The sequence below is a fragment of the Rhizobiaceae bacterium genome, assembly GCA_023953845.1.
In the GTDB taxonomy this organism is placed as follows: domain Bacteria; phylum Pseudomonadota; class Alphaproteobacteria; order Rhizobiales; family Rhizobiaceae; genus Arvimicrobium.
Genome location: JAMLJC010000001.1, coordinates 2,052,137 through 2,070,466 on the forward strand (window position 1 = coordinate 2,052,137; position 18,330 = coordinate 2,070,466).

General features: G+C 66.3%; 16 protein-coding genes. 2 read left to right on the forward strand and 14 right to left on the reverse strand.

From position 1 onward, the window contains the following. Positions 1–10: 10 nt before the first annotated feature. On the forward strand, positions 11–1,045 hold the full coding sequence (locus M9955_10045) for an extracellular solute-binding protein (protein ID MCO5081981.1): 1,035 nt from the start codon (positions 11–13) through the stop codon (positions 1,043–1,045). Positions 1,046–1,106: 61 nt separating this feature from the next. On the opposite strand, the gene nagA is transcribed toward M9955_10045, so the two are convergent. The 13 genes from nagA to M9955_10110 all read right to left on the reverse strand — a co-directional run bounded on the left by nagA (position 1,107) and on the right by M9955_10110 (position 16,337). Continuing rightward, a complete protein-coding gene (gene nagA, locus M9955_10050; protein ID MCO5081982.1) occupies positions 1,107–2,276 on the reverse strand; it encodes an N-acetylglucosamine-6-phosphate deacetylase in 1,170 nt (389 codons plus the stop codon). Next, a complete protein-coding gene (locus M9955_10055) occupies positions 2,273–3,145 on the reverse strand; it encodes an N-acetylglucosamine kinase (protein MCO5081983.1) in 873 nt (290 codons plus the stop codon). The genes nagA and M9955_10055 overlap by 4 nt, the downstream gene beginning before the upstream one ends. A 45-nt stretch (positions 3,146–3,190) precedes the next feature. After that, on the reverse strand, positions 3,191–4,036 hold the full coding sequence (locus M9955_10060) for a fumarylacetoacetate hydrolase family protein (protein MCO5081984.1): 846 nt from the start codon (positions 4,034–4,036) through the stop codon (positions 3,191–3,193). Between the two features lie 11 nt (positions 4,037–4,047). Beyond that, a complete protein-coding gene (locus tag M9955_10065; GenBank protein MCO5081985.1) occupies positions 4,048–6,417 on the reverse strand; it encodes an aldehyde dehydrogenase family protein in 2,370 nt (789 codons plus the stop codon). Then, complete coding sequence (locus M9955_10070) at positions 6,414–6,776, reverse strand: hypothetical protein (protein ID MCO5081986.1); 363 nt, start codon at positions 6,774–6,776, stop codon at positions 6,414–6,416. Before M9955_10070 ends, M9955_10065 begins: the two co-directional genes overlap by 4 nt. 20 nt (positions 6,777–6,796) lie before the next feature. After that, positions 6,797–7,855, reverse strand: coding sequence for a deoxyribose-phosphate aldolase (deoC, locus tag M9955_10075; GenBank protein MCO5081987.1), 1,059 nt, complete (start codon positions 7,853–7,855; stop codon positions 6,797–6,799). Between the two features lie 377 nt (positions 7,856–8,232). Continuing rightward, positions 8,233–8,628 (reverse strand): DoxX family protein, encoded by a 396-nt coding sequence (locus M9955_10080; protein MCO5081988.1) that lies wholly within the window; start codon positions 8,626–8,628, stop codon positions 8,233–8,235. A gap of 114 nt (positions 8,629–8,742) precedes the next feature. Then, positions 8,743–9,564, reverse strand: a complete 822-nt coding sequence (locus M9955_10085; GenBank protein MCO5081989.1) for a ferredoxin--NADP reductase — start codon at positions 9,562–9,564, stop codon at positions 8,743–8,745. 258 nt (positions 9,565–9,822) lie between these two features. Next, positions 9,823–10,293, reverse strand: a complete 471-nt coding sequence (locus M9955_10090; GenBank protein MCO5081990.1) for a MarR family winged helix-turn-helix transcriptional regulator — start codon at positions 10,291–10,293, stop codon at positions 9,823–9,825. After that, positions 10,290–11,192: a UPF0280 family protein gene (locus M9955_10095; protein MCO5081991.1), complete on the reverse strand. Its 903-nt coding sequence runs from the start codon at positions 11,190–11,192 to the stop codon at positions 10,290–10,292. The genes M9955_10090 and M9955_10095 overlap by 4 nt, the downstream gene beginning before the upstream one ends. Continuing rightward, positions 11,189–12,718: a 6-hydroxynicotinate reductase gene (locus M9955_10100; GenBank protein ID MCO5081992.1), complete on the reverse strand. Its 1,530-nt coding sequence runs from the start codon at positions 12,716–12,718 to the stop codon at positions 11,189–11,191. Before M9955_10100 ends, M9955_10095 begins: the two co-directional genes overlap by 4 nt. Further along, positions 12,715–15,462 carry a molybdopterin-dependent oxidoreductase gene (locus tag M9955_10105; GenBank protein MCO5081993.1) on the reverse strand — a complete coding sequence of 916 codons (2,748 nt, stop codon included), beginning with the start codon at positions 15,460–15,462 and terminating at the stop codon, positions 12,715–12,717. Before M9955_10105 ends, M9955_10100 begins: the two co-directional genes overlap by 4 nt. Next, positions 15,459–16,337 carry a xanthine dehydrogenase family protein subunit M gene (locus M9955_10110; GenBank protein MCO5081994.1) on the reverse strand — a complete coding sequence of 293 codons (879 nt, stop codon included), beginning with the start codon at positions 16,335–16,337 and terminating at the stop codon, positions 15,459–15,461. Before M9955_10110 ends, M9955_10105 begins: the two co-directional genes overlap by 4 nt. Before the next feature lie 332 nt (positions 16,338–16,669). On the opposite strand from M9955_10110, the gene pncA reads away from it, so the two are divergent. Beyond that, positions 16,670–17,272 carry a bifunctional nicotinamidase/pyrazinamidase gene (gene pncA / locus M9955_10115; GenBank protein ID MCO5081995.1) on the forward strand — a complete coding sequence of 201 codons (603 nt, stop codon included), beginning with the start codon at positions 16,670–16,672 and terminating at the stop codon, positions 17,270–17,272. A 10-nt stretch (positions 17,273–17,282) separates the two neighbouring features. On the opposite strand, the gene gshB is transcribed toward pncA, so the two are convergent. After that, positions 17,283–18,224 (reverse strand): glutathione synthase, encoded by a 942-nt coding sequence (gshB, locus tag M9955_10120; protein MCO5081996.1) that lies wholly within the window; start codon positions 18,222–18,224, stop codon positions 17,283–17,285. Positions 18,225–18,330 lie beyond the last annotated feature (106 nt).

Here is an 18,330-nt window from a genome sequence, read left to right on the forward strand (position 1 = left end):
GAGACAGGAAATGACAGGGACACTGAAACTCACGATCGCGGGCGCGGCGCTGCTGGCGCTCGGCGGTCTCGCCCGCGCCGAAGGCGAGCTCAACATCTACAACTGGGGCGACTACACCAGCCCCGAGCTGATCAAGAAGTTCGAGGAAGAGCACAAGGTCAAGGTGACCATCACCGACTACGATTCCAACGACACGGCTCTGGCCAAGGTTCGTGCCGGTGGCCACGGCTTCGACATCGTCGTCCCTTCGGCCAATTACGTGCCGATCTGGGTGAACGAAGGCCTCCTGCTGGAGGCCCGGCCCGACCAGATGGAGAACTTCAAGAATGTCGACGAACGCTGGGTGAATGTGCCGTGGGACGAAGGCCGCCACTACACCGTGCCGTGGCAGTGGGGTCTTTCCGGCATCGGCGTCAACACCAAGGTCTATGGCGGCGACATCAACACCTCCGCCATCTTCCTCGATCCGCCGGCGGAACTGGTCGGCAAGATCAATGTCGAGCCGGAAATGACGGACGTGCTCTTCGCCACGATAAAATATTTCGGCGGCGACTGGTGCACCGACGACAAGGAGCTTTTGAAGAAGGTGCGCGACAAGCTGCTGGAGGCGAAGGCCAAGTGGCTGTCGATGGACTACAGCGTGACCGAGAAGCTGCCGGCCGGCGACTACTCGGCCGTCTACTATTGGAACGGCGCCATCATGCGCTCGCGCCTGAAGAACCCGGACATCAAGTTCGGCTATCCGAAGGAAGGCTATCCGCTGTTCATGGACAGCGTGGCGATTCTCAAGGATGCGAAGAACGTCGACAACGCCAGGCTGTTCATGAACTTCATCATGCTGCCGGAGAACGCCGCGCTGATCTCGTCCTTCGCCAAATACGCCAACGGCATCAAGGGCTCGCAGGAGTTCATGCCGGAGGATATGAAGACGGCGCCGGAACTCGTCATCCCGGCCGAGTTCGAGAAGGCCGGCGAGTTCCTGCAGGCCTGCTCGCCTGAGGTTTCAAGCCTCTATTCGCGCATCTGGACCGATATCCAGAAGTAGCCTGAATATCCGCGCGACTCTCGAGAGGAGTGAACGGCCGCCATTGCGCGGCCGTTTGAGTTCAGCCGAACACCTTGTCGCCCCTGATCCAGACGCCCTGAACGGCCAGCGCATCCGAAAGATGGACGAGGCTGGCGTCGGTTCCGGCGCCTAGCCTTCCGACGCGGTTTTCCGCGCGCACGGCGCGGGCCGGATAAAGCGTCGCCATGCGCAACGCTTCCTCGATCGGCAGGCCGATCTTCTCATGCATGAAACGCACGGCCGAGATCATGTCGAGGTCGGCGCCCGCCAGCGTGCCGTCTCCAAGGCGCAGACTGCCGTCCTTGCGGAAGATGGTGCGGCCGTTGAGCGTGAAGGACGCCATGTCCGTGCCGATCGTCGCCATGGCATCGGTGACGAGGAAAATCCTTCCGGGACCGTTCTTGGCGCGGAGCGCAATGCCGATCGAGACCGGATCGACATGGATGCCATCGGCGATCAGGCCGGCGTCGAGCGTGCCGATGTCAAGCACGGCGCCCGCGACGCCGGGTTCGCGATTGGTGATCTGGCTCATCGCGTTGAAGAGATGCGTGGCCATGGAAGCGCCGGCATCCGCCAGTTCGGCGGCACCCGCATAGGTCGTATCGGTGTGGCCGATGCTCACGGTGACGCCGGCATCGGCGAGCGCCCTTGCCTGCGCGGGCTCGACCGATTCCCGCGCCACCGTCGAGAGAAGCACCGGAACCCGCGCGCGCGACGCGATCAGGAACGCCTGGTCCTCCGCCGTCATCGGCCGTATCAGCTTCGGGTCATGCGCGCCCTTGCGCGCGACGGAAAGATGCGGGCCTTCGAGGTGCAGGCCGAGCAGGCCGGGAACGCCGGCCTCCAGCGCGGCGGCGCAGGCATCCACCGCCCGCGCCGTGATTTCCGGCGTGTCGGTGATCAGCGTGACCAGCAGGGCCGTGGTGCCGAAGGGCGCATGGGCGGCGCAGATGGTGCGGATCGCCTCGACATCCTGCCGGTCGTTGAGCATGACGCCGCCGCCGCCATTGACCTGCAGATCGACGAAGCCGGGCGCGAGAATGCCGCCATCGAGTTTTGTCGCCTCGGCGTCCGGTGGGATCGCGTTGGCCGCGACGATGCCCTCGACCTTCGCATCCCGCGTGACCAGCGCGGCATCGTCATGCCAGATCTCGCCGTCGAAAATGCGTGCGCCGACGAAGGCGCGGCGGTCTGTCCCGTTCGTGCTCATGCGGATACCGTTCCGAAAAGCCGGCGCGCCATCGACACCGCGCCGCCCAGCGCGTCCTGCAGCGGCGGCCGTACCAGCCTGCGCAGCGGTTCCGAGAGGCGTGGCTCGTAGAGCGGCGCAAGGCCGCCGAGCAGCGACAGCGGTTCGTCCGGGCCGAGCGCAAAGCGTGTCAGCGAGGCCTCGATGATCGCCTGCCCTCGCGCGAGGATCGCTTCCGCGACCGCGTCGCCCTTTGCCGCGTGTTCGAACACTTTTGGCGCGAAACCGCCGAAATCGCCGGGCTTCGCCGTTGCCGCGAAGCCGACGACGTTGCCCGGGTCGCCCTGGAAGACAGCGAGGATCCCGTCGGTGAGCGGCGAAGCCGGGCCGACGCCGTCATAGGCGAGCAGGGTGCGCTCCATCAGCTCGCGGCCGAGCTGCGCGCCGCTGCCATGGTCGCCGATCAGGAAACCCCAGCCGCCGATGGGCCGGGCCACCCCGTCGCGGCGGCCGAGATAGGCGGTGCCGGTGCCCAGAATGGCGATGGCGCCGTCGCCGCCGCCGACCGCGCCTTCCAGCGCGATCATGGCATCGGTCTCGACCCGGCTTCGGGCAAAGGGCAACGTCGCTTCCAGCTGCCGGCCATGCGTGCCGACATTGGCACCGGCGAGGCCGAGCACCGCGCGCGCCTCGCTCATGCGGGCGAGATCGATGCCGGCTTCGGCAAAAGCCTGCCGTGCCGCATCGATGATGTTCTCGCGCGCGCCGGCGAAATTGGTGTGGATGTTCGCCGAACCGCTTTTCGCGCGGGCGATGACGATGCCGTCCGCCGTGGCCAGCGCCGCCCGGCAGGTCGTTCCGCCGCCATCTATGCCGAGGAGGTAGGTCATGTGGAGAAAGGGCGCCGTGAGGCGCCCCCGTTTCCCGTCTGGTGATCAGGCATCCTGCCTGAAGGTCTGCTTCTGCGTGCCGAGCCCTTCGATGCCGAGTTCGACCACGTCGCCGTCCTTCAGGAACAGCGGCGGCTTCATGCCCATGCCGACACCGGGCGGGGTTCCGGTCGAGATGACGTCGCCGGGAAGCAGGCTCATGAACTGCGACAGGTAGGAGACCAGATGCTTGACGCCGTAGACCATGGTGCTGGTCGAGCCGTCCTGCATCGTCTTGCCGTTGACGGTGCACCACATCTTCAGGTCCTGCGGGTCCTTGACCTCGTCCTTCGTCACCAGCCAGGGGCCGATCGGCCCGAAGGTGTCGCAGCTCTTGCCCTTGGTCCACTGGCCCTGGCGCTCGGCCTGGAAGGCGCGCTCCGAGACGTCGTTGGTCACCGCATAGCCGGCCACGTAGTCGAGCGCCTCGTCTTCGGACACGTATTTCGCCTTCTTGCCGATGATGATGGCAAGCTCGACCTCCCAGTCGGTCTTCTTGGAGCCGCGGGGGATGAGCACATCGTCGTCCGGGCCGACGATGGCGGACGACGCCTTCATGAAGATGATCGGCTCGGATGGCACCTGCATATTGGTCTCGGCGGCGTGGTCGGAATAGTTGAGGCCGATGCAGATGAACTTGCCGGTGCCGGCGACACAGGGGCCGATGCGCGGATTGCCGGAAACCTTCGGCAGCGATTCAGGATCGAGCTTGGCGAGCTTCTTCAGGACCTTGGGGTCGAGCGCCGCGCCGCTGATATCGGTAACATGTGCGGACAAATCACGGATCTTGCCCTGCGCATCAATCAGGCCGGGCTTCTCCTTGCCCGCCTTGCCGTAACGAACCAGTTTCAATGTAAGTCTCCCTAATCGCCGTATGGCACCCAGACGTTCTTGACCTCGATCGCGCGCCGCAGGAATGTTTCCCCGCCCGCCGCGGGCGAAGTCCAATCGATGGCGCGGCCATTGCTGGTCCACATGCGCTTGAGATTGCCGATCGACTCCGCCTCGGCCTTCTTGCACGTCTCGGCGTCCGCGACCAGCCAGAGTCCGTCGACATCGTCATGTTTTGCCAGAACGGCGGCGAGTTCGGCGCTGCGGCCGGTGACGATGTTGATCGCGCCGGCCGGCAGATCGGAATATTCGATCACCTGATAGAGGTCGGTCGCGATCAGCGGCCAGCGCTCCGACGGCACCGCGACCACCGTGTTGCCCATGGCGAGCGCCGGCGCCACCATAGATACGAAACCGAGCAGCGGCTGCTCGTCCTGCATCACCATGCCGATGACGCCGGCCGGCTCGTTGAGCGCCAGCGTCACCGCCCGCGCCGGCGGCTGGTGGGCGCGGCCTTCGAACTTGTCGGCCATGCCGGCAAAGTCGAAGAGGCGTTCTATCGAGAGGTCGACCTCTGCGCGCACGGCCTTTGCGGAAGCGCCCGTCAGCGCCGACAACCGCGCCGCGAACTCGTCGGCGCGGATCGAGAGGTTTTCCGCCAGGAAGTAGAGCACCTGCGAGCGGTTGTAGGCAGTCGCCTCGCCCCATGCCTTGCAGGCGCGCGCGGCGGCGACTGCGTCGCGTATGTCCTTGCGGTTGCCGAGGCCGACCTCGCCGACGAACTTGCCCTTGCCGTTCAGGGCCGGCATGGAATAGGCGCCGTCCGGCCGCACCTGCTTGCCGTTGATATAGAGCTTTGCCGTGCGGTCGATGCCCGGCTGCTCAGCCGTCTCCGCAGCCTTTGCCGGCGCGGACGGCCTGATCGCCGCGCCATAGGGCAGCTTCGACAAGAGATATTCGTACATGCCCTCCTTGCCGCCCTCGCGGCCGAAGCCGCTCTCGCGGTAGCCGCCGAAGCCGCAGGCCGCGTCGAACATGTTGGTGCCGTTGATCCACACCACGCCGGCCTTGAGCTGCGGTGCGACATGCAGCGCGAGGTTGATGTTCTCGCTCCACACCGAGGCAGCCAGCCCGTAGCGCGTGTTGTTGGCGAGCTCGATCGCCTCCTCGGTGTTGCGAAACGTCATAGACGCCAGCACCGGGCCGAACACCTCCTCCTGCGCGAGGATGTTGGCCGGCGAGACGCCGGTCGCCAGCGTCGGGCGGTAGAAATAGCCGGACGACGGCAATGCGAAATCAGGCTGCCAGCAGGCCGCGCCCTGTTTCGCGCCTTCGGCGACGAGACCGGACACGCGATCGAGCTGCGTGCGGTCCACCAGCGGGCCGATGTCGGTGTTCTTGTCGAGCGGCGAGCCGACGCGCAGCCGGCCCATGCGCGTCTTCACCTTGGCGATGAAGGCCTCCGCTATGCCCTCCTGCACGAGCAGCCGAGAGCCGGCGCAGCAGACCTGGCCCTGGTTGAACCAGATGCCGTCCACCAGCCCCTCCACGGCGGAATCGAGATCGGCATCCTCGAACACCATGAAGGCCGACTTGCCGCCGAGTTCGAGCGACAGCTTCTTGCCCGAGCCGGTCGTCGCCTTGCGGATGATCCTGCCGACCTCCGAGGAGCCGGTGAAGGCGATCTTGTCGACGCCCGGATGGTTGACGATGGCCGCGCCCGCCGCCGGCCCGCCCGGCACGATGTTGACGACGCCCTTCGGCACGCCGGCCCGCTCACAGATTTCGGCGAAGAGGATGGCGGTCAGCGGCGTGTATTCGGCCGGCTTCAGCACGACCGTGCAGCCCGCCGCCAGCGCCGGCGCGATCTTCCAGGCGAGCATCAGCAGCGGGAAATTCCACGGTATGACCTGCCCGACGACGCCGACCGGCCGGTGGCCGGGAAACTCGCGCTCCAGCGCCTGCGCCCAGCCGGCGTGGTGGAGGAAATGGCGGATCGCCAGCGGCACGTCGATGTCGCGGCTCTCGCGGATAGGCTTGCCGTTGTCGATCGATTCCAGCACGGCGAAAAGCCGCTGGTGCCGCTGAATGGCCCGGGCGATGGCGTAGATAACCTTGGCGCGCTCGTAGCCGGAAGCTGCGCTCCACTTCGCCAGCGCCTTTCGCGCCGCCGCGACGGCCGCGTCGATATCGGCCTCACCGGCCTCCGAGACTTTTGCCAGCAGCTTGCCGGTCGCGGGTTCGAGCACGTCGAAGGTCTTGCCGCCCACCGCCGCGGACCATGCCCCGCCGATGAACAGCGCCTTGGACAGGTCCTTGCCGGCGATCCACTGATCCGCCTCGTTGCGCGCCTCCGGAGCCGGGCCGTAGTCCATGGCGTTGTAGCGTTCGAGGATGTTCATGGACGTTGTTCCAGCGAGAGCAATCGAGAAACTTGTGCCGCCTGCGCACGGATCGCGACCCATCTCGGATCATCAATGAGCGTGTCTGAGCTTATGGATTGAGGCGTATATTTGGAAAGGGTTTCCATCATTTCCACTAGGGCTGCACAGGCATCGTGCTGCTGCTGGTTTAATCCGTTCTCCGGGAGCTTCAGAAACTCCTCAATGGCGGCGTCACCAAAGAATTGATTGAAGGCCTCATCCGGGCTGGATACCTCCGGCCCAAGCCCAAACCAGCTACGGCGCTGCACTGCTTCATCCGCCAAACCTGCAACGGCTTCGCGGACAACTTTGCCCCACGCATTCATGTCAGCAGTCATTCGACCTGACCTATAGCAACTCACGCCATCGCGTGGCGGTGGTTGGCCGAGTAGTGGCCCGTGACGTGATGTTCGAGCTGCCGTTCGATGTCGGTCAGCAGGCTCGACGCACCGAAGCGGAACAACTCCGGCTCCAGCCACGGACGGCCGAGTTCTTCCTTCATCAGCACCAGCCAGTCGAGCGCGGACTTGGCGGTGGAGATGCCGCCGGCGGGCTTGAAGCCGATCATGTAGCCGGTTTCCTCGAAATAGGCGCGGATGGCCCGCACCATGGCGAGGCCGACCGGCAGCGTGGCGTTGACGCTCTCCTTGCCGGTCGAGGTCTTGATGAAGTCGGCGCCCGCCATCATCGCCACCATCGAGGCCAGCGTCACGTTGCGCAGCGTGACGAGATCGCCCGTGCCGAGGATGACCTTGAGATGCGCCTCGCCGCAGGCCGCGCGCATCTGGCGGATCTCGTCATAGAGTTCTTCCCAGCGCGCGCCGTAGACCAGCCCGCGCTGGATGACGACGTCGATCTCATCCGCACCGTCGGCGATCGAGGCTTCGATCTCCTCAAGCCGCGTCTTCAGCGGCGCGAGACCGTGCGGAAAGGCGGTTGAGACGGCCGCGACATGGATGCCGGAGCCCTTCAGCGCCTCGACGGCCGTCGCCACGAAGGGATGGTAGACGCAGACCGCCGCCGGTCGGATGCCGGCGCCCTCGATGCCCAGCGCCGCGACAATGTCGGGGCGGAGCGGGTTGATCGCCTTGGCGCAGAGCCGGCGCACGCGCTCGTCCGTGTCGTTGGAGTTGAGCGTCGTCAGGTCCATCAGCGCGATGGCGCGCAGCAGCCATGCGGCCTGATTGTCGTTCTTGATCGAGCGCCGCTTGGTCAGCGTGCCGACACGACGTTCCAGCGCGGAGCGGTTGACGCTGCGCATCGATTCCAGGAAGCCGAGATCGAGCGGCATGCCGGGATTGCGGGCGATGCCGTGCGCGGGCTCCGCCGCGTTCGCCGCCACGCGTGACGGCAGGGGCGTCACCACCGGGGATGCCGGTTCGGCCGCCGCCACGGCGCGCCCTGTTTCCCTGTTCATAAGCGTCATCCTCCGACCGGGCCGGCGCCGAGACAAGGACGCCGCCGGAAAGGGCTAGGGTCAGGACCTGTTGATTTGACTGGAATGGTCGGAGCGGATTTGCGCGGATGCGCGAAGCAAGGCCGCAGGAAGGCTGAAGCCTTTCAAGGCGTTGCGACAAGCGAGCCCGCGCAAATCCGCCCGATCCGAAGGACGATCGACATGGCGTCGATCTGCCGCGTCAAAGCCTTCGACCGGGGGAACAACCCCGCTCCTCAGGCTTTTCCTTGCATCTCTCGCCATCTCGAACGCCATTCCAGCCAAATCAGCAGATCCTGGCCCTAGTTCTACGCGCCAAACAGGGGTGGTTCAAGCGTCGGAAACGCCGACCGCTTCGCTCAGCGGCTTTCCCGCGATGCGTCCACGCTCCACGCGCCGGGGCCGGCGAAGAACAGATAGAGGAAGACAAAGCAGAACAGGATGGCCGCGTCGCCGCCATTGTTGACGGGGAAGAAGTTCTGCGGCGCGTGCGCCATGAAATAGGCGACGGCCATGAAGCCGGACAGGATGAAAGCCACGGGACGCGTCAGCAGGCCGAGCAGGATCAGCAGCCCGCCGAACACTTCCAGTATGCCGGCGATCAGCATCAGGGTCGGCAATCCGCCGCCGCCATCTCCTCCCGATGCCGGGAAGCCGAACAGTTTCTGCGTGCCATGCTCGATGAACAGCAGCGCCGTCACGATGCGCAGGATGGCGAGCGCCTGCGGCTGGTATCTGGATAGTCCCTCGAGCATTGCGTGATCCTCTCCGCGAATAAACGGCATTTGTAGTTGGCAACGCTGCAAAAGTTAGCGGAATGCAGCAAACTGTCCAGTCACGCGAATGTCACTGTCGGCAGCGGCGAGGGATCAGCCCACGAAGGCGCGTTCGACCACAAAATCGCCCGGCTTGCTGTTCGAGCCTTCCTCGAAGCCGAGACCTTCGATCAGGCTCTTTACGTCCTTCAGCATCCCCATGGAGCCGCAGATCATGACGCGATCCTGCGTCGGATCGAGCGGCTCGATGCCGAGATCGGCGTAGAGCTTGCCGTTTTCGATGAGATGCGTGATGCGTCCCATCCGCGGCGTCGATTCGCGGGTCGTCGAGGAATAGAGCGTCAGCCGCCCTGCGGTAAGCTCGCCGATCAGCGGATCGTTGATCGCCTGCTCGTAGAGCTCGACGCCATAGGTCAGTTCGGCATGGTTGCGGCAGGTGTGAGTCAGCACGATCTGGTCGAACTTGTCGTAGGTCTCGGGATCGCGGATCAGGCTGGCGAAGGGCGCGATGCCGGTGCCGGTCGAGATCATGAACAGCCGCTTGCCGGGCTTCAGCGCGTCGAGCACCAGCGTGCCGGTCGCCTTCTGGCGCATCAGCACCGTGTCGCCCGGCGCGATCTTCTGAAGCTCGGACGTCAGCGGGCCGTCCGGCACCTTGATCGAGAAGAATTCGATCTCCTCGTCCCATGACGGGCTGGCCACCGAATAGGCGCGGAACACCGGCTTCTCGGCATTCGGCAGGCCGATCATCACGAACTCGCCCGAGCGGAAACGGAACGATTGCGGCCGCGTGATGCGGAAGGAGAACAGGCGGTCCGTATAATGCTTCACCGAGACGACCTGCTCGGCATGCACGCCGGCCGGGACCGGGAAGGCGGCGGGCCGCTCGACTGTCAGCGCTTCGGCGGATGGCATGGCGAATTCCCGGAAATCTGAGACAGCGGACGGTGTGAATATTCACCGAAACGAGGGCGTTTCTAGGGTCACTTTGATTAGTATACAAACGAATTTGCAGTCAATCGGCTGCCGGGAAAAGCCATTCTGTTCTGCGCGTCGGCGTGAGTGGCGATTTGCGCGTCGAAGGCGAGCGGCGCAAAATCCGCTTGGGCGCGCTTTCTCACGCTTCCGTACGGCCGCCGCCATGCCACTGCGCCCGCATCAGACTGATTTGCCTCAGGAAATCCGGCCGAGCAGCTTTACCAGTTGTTCGGCCTCGCGCCGCGAGAGCGGCGCCAGCGTCTCGGCCGTGACCTGCCGGGCAGCCCGCAGCAGGGCGGCCAGCGCTGCCTGTCCCCCGGGGGTCAGCGTCACCATGACGCGCCTCCTGTCGCCTTTGTCGCGGGCCACTTCGACCAGCCCACGCCCTTTCAGCCGGTCGACGACGCCCTTGATGGTGGCGGCGTCCATGGCGACCAGCGCGCCGAGCTGGTTCTGCGACGTCTCGCCGACCTCCCCGAGCTTCGCCAGCGCGGCGAATTGCGGCGGCGTCAGGTCGCCGATCTGGGCGGCGAAGATCGCGACATGCCGCTGATGGGCCTTGCGCAGCAGGAAGCCGACCTGCTCCTGCAAGCGATAGCCGGGCGGGGCATCGGCCGGATCGGGTTCGGCGTCGAGCATTTTGAGGAGCGGATCGGCGGTGTTCATGCGGCGACGCTCCGCATGTCGGCGGGAGAGACGAGCGATTCCGCCGGCATTCCGGACAACCGAGCATCGTCACCGAGAAAAAGCGCCGCCGCGTCGATCAGTCCGGAGCGCCGCAATTCATCGGCGGTCGCCAGACCCGCGTCCAGCGCCGCGGCGCGTTCCTCGCGCGACAGATGGCCGACGGCGGTCGTCACCAGCCGCTCGCCGAGATCGCTGTCGGGCGCAAGTTCGCAGGCGGGCCGGCGCGCGATTGCCGGATGGTTCGGCAGATCGACGGCGTTGGCGATCACCGTCGCGGCCGCGTCGGCTTCAGCCGCCGTGCGCGCCAGAACCGTCACGGCATCCGCAATGCCCAGCGAAAAGCTGCGGCCGCGCCAGCCGCTGGTCGCCATGCCGCGCACGGGGTCGGCGAAGCGCACAGTCAGCCGGTCCTCCAGCCCATGCGCCGTGCCGGCGATCGCCGCCTTCATGTCGGCGCCTGGCGAGAGATGGATGGCGATGTCGCCGCCATCGTTCACGTAAGCCTTTTCGAGCCCGCGCCCCGACACCATGACGGCCAGCATCTCGTCGGCGACGGCGCCCGCGACCGCAGCCATCGGGGTCAGGAACAGGCTCTTGCCGTAGCCATGGGCGTCGGCCACCAGATGCGCCGCCGCATCATCCATGCGCTGTGCAACACGCGATCGGAACCCGCGCGGCGTCGTGCCGGCCGCGCTTCGCAGCATCGGCAGTTCCGCGACCAGTTCCGCCAGAATCGTTTCAAAGCGCGCCGCCGCCTGACCATAGGCCGCACGCACTTCGGCTGCGTCGCCGAAGGCTTCCACGATCAGGTCGATCGGTCCGTGATTCATGTGCAGCCGGCGGCCATCCGGCAGCCATGAGATCTGCGGACCGCTCATCGAAGTTGCCCTTCGCGCCGGAATTGCGCCAGCGGCGGCCACTGGTTGCCGCGCGGCGGCACCGCGAGCTGGCGGTCGTTGAAATATTCGCCGCCACGAGTCAGCACGTCCTCCACCGTGCGGATCGCGGAGACATGCCCGCCGAGCCGCTCATAATCGTCGCGGCGCAGCGTGAACTCGATCGGCGCGACGAGCGCGGGCGTCGGCACGTAGCCGAAGGCGTTGTCGGGCACGCGCGTCACGTCCACCATCAGCGTGATGCCGCCGCCCGGCCAGACATAGACCGGCGCACCGCCCACGGTCACATAGGTCCTGAGGCCCTGCACCGAGCGGGTGAGGTTGACCGGATTGTCGACCACGCCGGCGCGAAGGCTGCCGCCCGCGCCGCCGACGAAAAGAACGGTGCAGAGCGCCGGCTCGCAATTCTCCTCGATGAGTTGCACGGAGCGCCTCAGCCGTTCCGGAAAAGGCTTTTCGACCGGCTTCAGCGCCTCGTCCAGCTCGTAATAGGCGAACTGGTCGCCCGTCGTGGACACCATGAGCAGCGTCAGGCCGGGGCGCGCGCCCTTCTTCGCATTCCAGTCGCCGAGAATCCTGAGCGGATCGTCGATGTTCGTGCCGCCCCAGCCAAGGCCCGGATCGGCGACCTTGAAATACCGGCCGGGCGTGGAGCGTCGGCCGACGATCTTGATGCCCGTATTCTCCCAGCCGAGCACCTTTCCGGCCTGATGCTCGGAGACGACGCCGGTGATGTGGTCGTCAACCACCACCACATCGTCCACCAGCCCGCGCCATTGCGAGGCGAACATGCCGATCGTCGCCGAGCCGCAGCCAACGCGCATGCGGCTTTCCAGCTTGCCGTCGATGATCGGAGCCTTGCCCGCTTCGACCACGACGCTCGCGCCGCCATCGATGGTGAGCTCCACTGGCTTCCTGTTGCAGAGGTCGAGCAGCGTGTCGCAGGTGACGCGGCCCTCGGCCTTCGACCCGCCGGTGAGATGATGCACGCCGCCGAGCGACAGCATCTGCGATCCGTATTCGCCCGTGGTCACATGGCCGACCGCCTCGCCTCCGGCCCGCACCGTGGCCGCCTCGTCGCCGAGATGCCGGTCGGTGTCGATCTTTATCTTCACGCCGCAATAGGAGAAGATGCCCTCCGTCACCACCGTGACGAGATCGACGCCTTCCACCTCCTGGCTGACGATGAAGGGCGCCGGCTTGTAGTCGGGATAGGTCGTGCCAGCGCCGATGGCGCTGACGAAGGGTTTTTTGTTGACCAGCGACCCGTCCCACGGCGCTTCCGGCTCGAACGGCACCACCGCGCCATCCGTCTCCGCGACATGGTCGAGGATGCGCAGCGGCTCCATGCGCACGATGCGCCCGCCAATGTTGCCGTAGCGGTCGCAGGCGCCCGTTCGACCCTCGGCGATGTAGCACATGACCGGGCAGGCATCGCAGCGGAGCTTTTCCGCCACGATTTTCGCGCCCGGATCATGCGTGTCGAAGCGCTCCGCGAGGTCGTTCAACGCGCACCACCTTCCCCGATCGCCGTAAGCACCCGGTCGGGCGTCGCCGGCACCTTGCGCACCAGAACGCCGGTGGCGTGACGGATGGCGTTGAGGATCGCCGGCGCGGTGGGGATCAGCACATGCTCGCCGAGCCCCTTCGCGCCCGCCGGCCCCTCCGGGTCGGCGACCTCGACCAGAATGCTCTCGACCGGCGGCACGTCGCCGATGGTCGGAATCAGATAGTCGTGCAGATTCTCGGTACGGCCGGGAATGTATTCCTCCATCAGCGCAAGGCCGATGCCCTGTGCGATGCCGCCCTCGATCTGGCCTTCCACCAGCAGCGGATTGATGACGCGGCCGACATCGTGCGCGGCGGTGATCTTTATCAGCGTCACCGTGCCGAGCTTCAGATCCACCTCCAGTTCGACGATCTGCGCGCCGTAGCCGTAGACGGCATAGGGCCTGCCCTGGCCCTTCGCATCGAGCGGCGAGGTCGGCGGGTCGTAGGTTTCCTCGGCCGAGAAGGCGTAGCCGTTGGCGTCCGGCGGCATGGCGACGAGATCGAGCACGCGGCTTGCCGCGTCCTCGCGCACCCTCAGCCGGCCGCCGTCGAGTTCGAGCGCGGCGGCGGCGGAAACGTTGGCGGCGCGCAGGATCGTCTCCCGCAGCGCCTTCGCCGATTTCTCCGCCGCCTTGCCGGTGACATAGGTCTGGCGCGAGGCCGAGGTCTTGCCGGCATCCGGAGTGATGGACGTGTCGGCGCTCACCAGCTCGAATTTTTCCAGCGGCAGGCCGAGCGCGTCGGCCGCGATCTGCGCGATGACCGTGTTGGAGCCCTGGCCGATATCCACCGCGCCCTGATGCAGCATAACCTTGCCGTCGCGCGAGATTCCCATCTTGATGGTCGAGGGATTGGGCAGCGAGGTGTTGCCGCAGCCATACCAGCAGGACGCAACGCCGACACCACGCTTACTGTCGCTTGTCCTGGCATTCGCCGCTGCATCGGCCAGCGCCCGGCTCCAGTGCGGTTCCAGCGCTTCCAGACAGGCGGTAATGCCGATGCCGCCGGGCTTCTGGCCCGTCACCGTGCTGTCGCCGTCGCGCAGCGCGTTCTTCAGCCGGAAAGCCAGACGGTCCATGCCGAGCCTTCCGGCCAGTTCGTCATAGAGCGTTTCCTGCATGATGGTCGCCTGCGGCACGCCGAAGCCGCGGAAGGCGCCGGAATTCGGCCCGTTGGTATGGATGGCGCGCGCGACGGCGCGATAATGCGGAACGGCATAGGGCCCGGAGGCGTGGACCGGCACGCGGTTGGCGACGGTCGGCCCGAAACTCGAATAGGCGCCGGTGTTGAAGGTGCCGTCGAACACCATGCCGGTGACGCGGCCCTCGGCGTCGCAGCCGATGCTTGCGCGCATCTCGGCGGGATGGCGCTTGGTCGTCGACATCATCGATTCCGGCCGCGTGTAGGCGAGCGCCGCCGGCCTGCCGGTTTTCATCGCCACCAGCCCGATATAGGGCTGCACGGAAAGGTCGAGTTTCGAGCCGAAGCCGCCGCCGGTCGCGGTCGGTACGATGCGGATCTTTTCCGGCGGCAGGCCGAGCACCGGCGCGAGGTCGTCGCGGTCCATGAACGGCGCCTGCGTGCAGGCGCGGATTACCAGCGTATCGCCGTCCATCTCGGCCCAGCCGGCTTCCGGCTCGATATAGGCGTGCTCGACATAGGAGGTCTCGATCTCGCCGGTCGCGACATGGGCGGAGGCGGCAAGCGCGGCTTCCGGCTCGCCGCGCTCGACCAGCCCTTGCGTCAGCAAATTGCCGGCGCGGCTTTCGTGCAGCAGGGCGGTGCCCTCCGCCCGCGCCTCGCACGGCTTCAGCGCATGCCGCAACTCGGTCCAGACGACGGGGAAAGCGCTCATGTCGAGATCGGCGACGGCGCGGCGCTCGCCGGCGATGACCGCCACGGCCTCGCCGCGAAAGCGTGTTTCGTGCTCGGCCAGCGCGGGCTGGTCGGCGAAGGCCGGCAGGGTGCCGAACAGGTTGCGGCCGGGAATGTCTGCCGCCGTGTAGACGGCGACCAAGCCCGGATGCGCGCGGACGAAGGCGGCGGCGTCGCCGATCTCGAAGCGCGCGCGGTGGTGGGGCGACCGTACGACCAGCACGGCGAGCGCGTCGGCGGGAAAACCGTCCGCGCCAAAGCTCTCGCGGCCGTCGATCTTCGGCACGCCGTCCAGACGGCGCACGGCCGCGCCGATCGCCTGCCCGGCGGGAGGCATTGCGGCGGCTGAATTGGAGAGTTTTCCGTACGCGGCCGCCATCACCGCGTCGATGATCTTGCGGTAGCCGGTGCAGCGGCACAGCACGCCGCCCAGCGCGTCCCGCACTTGCGCCTCGCTCGGGCGCCGGTTGCGTTCGAGCAGCGCGGTGGCGGCGACCAGAAAGCCCGGCGTGCAGATGCCGCATTGCGCCGCGCCATGTTCGAGAAAGGAAGCTTGCAGCGCGGTCAGCTTGCCGTTGGCCAACCCCTCGACGGTGCGGACCTCGCGACCCTTCGCCTGCACGGCCGGCACGAGGCACGCGCAGACCGGCTCGCCGTCGAGCAGCACGGTGCAGGCCCCGCAATCGCCAGCATCGCAGCCGACCTTGGTGCCGCGCAGCATCAGCTCGTCGCGCAGCATCGACGACAGGCGCTGGACGGGCGAGACCCGCGCAGCGGTCTTCTGGCCGTTGAGGGTGAGGGCGATCTTTTCCAGCGGCAGCGTCATGCGACGGCCTCCTGCTGGACGGCGAAGGATGTTTTGCCATGCCCCTGCAACGTTGCACGGATCGCCCGCAGCACGATTTCCCGTGCCGCCGCGCGCCGATATCCGGCGCTGCCGCGCACATCGTCGATGGGCGACAGAACGTCGAAATGTTCCGGCGCGACATGCGCTTCCACATCGTCGCCACGCACCCCGACCAGCGCGCGCTCCAGATCGGGCAGGCGCTGCGCCACGGCCGAGCATGCGCCGACCGCGACGGCTGCCGTGTCGATTCGCCCTTCCTCGTCCAGCGTGAGCCGAACCGCCGCCATGGCGATGGAGATGACGAGATAGCGCCGCGCGCCGAGCTTGTAGAAGCTGGACGAGCCTGCAACCGACGTCTTCGGCACGCGTACCGCCGTGACCAGCTCGTCCGACCGCAGCAAAGTCCGGCGGTTGCCGAGGATGAACTCGCCGAGCGACAGGTATCGCGTCGTGGTCGCGGAGCGCAGTTCGACCTCGGCGTCCAGCACCAGCAGCGCCGGCACGCCGTCCGCTGCAGGCGAGGCGTTGCAGAGATTGCCGGCCATGGTGCCGGTGTTCTGGATCTGGACCGAACCGACCTCGCGTCCCGCCTGCTGCAGCGCGCCGAAGGCCGGCGGCAATTCTGCGCGGATGATGTCCGTCCATGTAGTGCGCGCGCCGATGACGATATGCGCTGCGGTGTCGCTTATGCCACGCAATTCCGCCAAGCCATTGATGTCGAGAATGTTTTCGGTGACTGGCCGGGTGCCTTGCGCCGGATAGAAGTCCGTGCCGCCCGCCAGAATCTTCCAGCGCTCCGCGCCCGCCAGCGCGAGGGCTTCATCGAGGGAAACCGGTCTTGCGTAGTGGACCAAGCGGCCTGTCCGTCAACCGAGAGAGCGAACGAAAATTCATTCGCATGCAAATGATATCAGGTGCCGTTTGCTTGTCAAAGGCGTTGATGCCGATGCTTTCCCCTCTCCGGCCCTTCGGGCCAACTTTCCCCAGAGGGGCGAGGAACTGAGGTTGCGTTTTGCTGCCGCGCCGGCGCTTCTCCAGCCTGGGTTCCTCGCCCCCTCTGGGGGAGAGGTGTCACGCGCAGCGTGACGGAGAGGGGTTCTGTAAACGATTGAGGGCATGGGCTTGACGCGTCCTCCCGGCTGGACGACTTAGATCAACAACCCCCCGTCCGACCGGAGACCCCGCCATGTCCGAAGCGCTGATCGTCATCGATGTGCAGAACGATTTTTGCCCAGGCGGGGCATTGGCGGTGGCTGGCGGCGACGAGATCGTGCTGCTCGTCAACCGGCTGATCGAGGCTTTCGACAACGTCGTGCTGACGCAGGACTGGCATCCGGCCGGGCATTCGAGCTTCGCCTCTACGCATCCGGGCAAAAGCCCCTTCGAGACGATCGAGATGGCCTATGGTCCGCAGACGCTGTGGCCGGACCATTGCGTGCAGGACACGGCCGGCGCGCTGTTCCACAAGGACCTTGTGTGGACCAAAGGGCAGATCGTCATCCGCAAAGGGTTCCGCAGCGCGATCGACAGCTATTCGGCCTTCCGCGAGAACGATCACGCCACGACCACCGGCCTTGCCGGCTATCTGCGCGAGCGCGGCATCGGCAGCCTGACGCTGGCAGGCCTTGCGACCGACTATTGCGTGGCGTTTTCGGCGCTCGACGCGCGGGCGGAAGGGTTCGACGTGACCGTCCGTCTCGATGCCTGCCGCGCCATCGATCTCGGCGGATCGCTGGCGACGATGCTCGGCCGGATGCGCGACGCGGGCGTGAAGCTGGTCGAGGCGTAGGCGGCTCTCGCTAGGCCCTTTTCGCCTCCACCGCGTCCCAGAACAGCGCCGCGATGTCGGCCCCGCCAAAACGCTTCACCTCGCGCACGCCGGTCGGCGAGGTGACGTTGATCTCGGTCATGTAATCGCCGATCACGTCGATGCCGACGAGGATGAAGCCGCGTTCCTTGAGCGACGGTCCGATGCGCGCGCAAATCTCGCGCTCACGCTCGGTCAGTTCGGTCTTCTCGGCGCGCCCGCCGACATGCATGTTCGAGCGCGATTCGAAATCCGCCGGCACGCGGTTGATGGCGCCGGCCACTTCGCCGTCGATCAGGATGATGCGCTTGTCGCCCTTGCGCACGTCCTTCAGGTAGCGTTGCACGATGAAGGGCTCCCGGAACATCTGCCCGAACATTTCGAGCAGCGAGGAGAGGTTGCGGTCGGCGTCGCCGAGATGGAACACGCCCGCGCCGCCATTGCCGTAGAGCGGCTTGATGATGACGTCGCCGAATTCCCTGCGGAAAGCCGCGACCTCGGCGGGGTCCTTGGTGATCAGCGTTTCCGGCATCAGGTCCGGGAATTCCGTCACGAAGATTTTCTCGGGGCTGTTGCGCACCCAGGCCGGATCGTTGACCACCAGCGTCTTCGGGTGGATGCGTTCCAGAATGTGCGTCGTGGTGATGTAGTTCATGTCGAAGGGCGGGTCCTGCCTGAGCAGGATCACGTCCATCTCCGACAGATCGGTCCGCACGGGTTCGCCGAGCGAAAAGTGGTTGCCCTTCTCGTCGCGCACCGTCATCTGCTCGATGCGCGCGAACACCTTGCCGTCGCGCAGCGTCAGCCGGTCGGGCGTGTAGTGGAACAGATGATGGCCGCGCCGCTGCGCTTCCAGCGACAGGGCGAAACTCGTGTCGCCGGCGATGTTGACGGTCGACACATGGTCCATCTGGACGGCGATCTTCAAGGGCATGATGTCTCCCGCTCTGCCATGCTGCGCAGCGAGCGTGACATGGGGTGACGCCGGGGCTCAAGTCAAGGCGTGGACCAACGTCGACCGATAGGTGGGTATCCGCGCC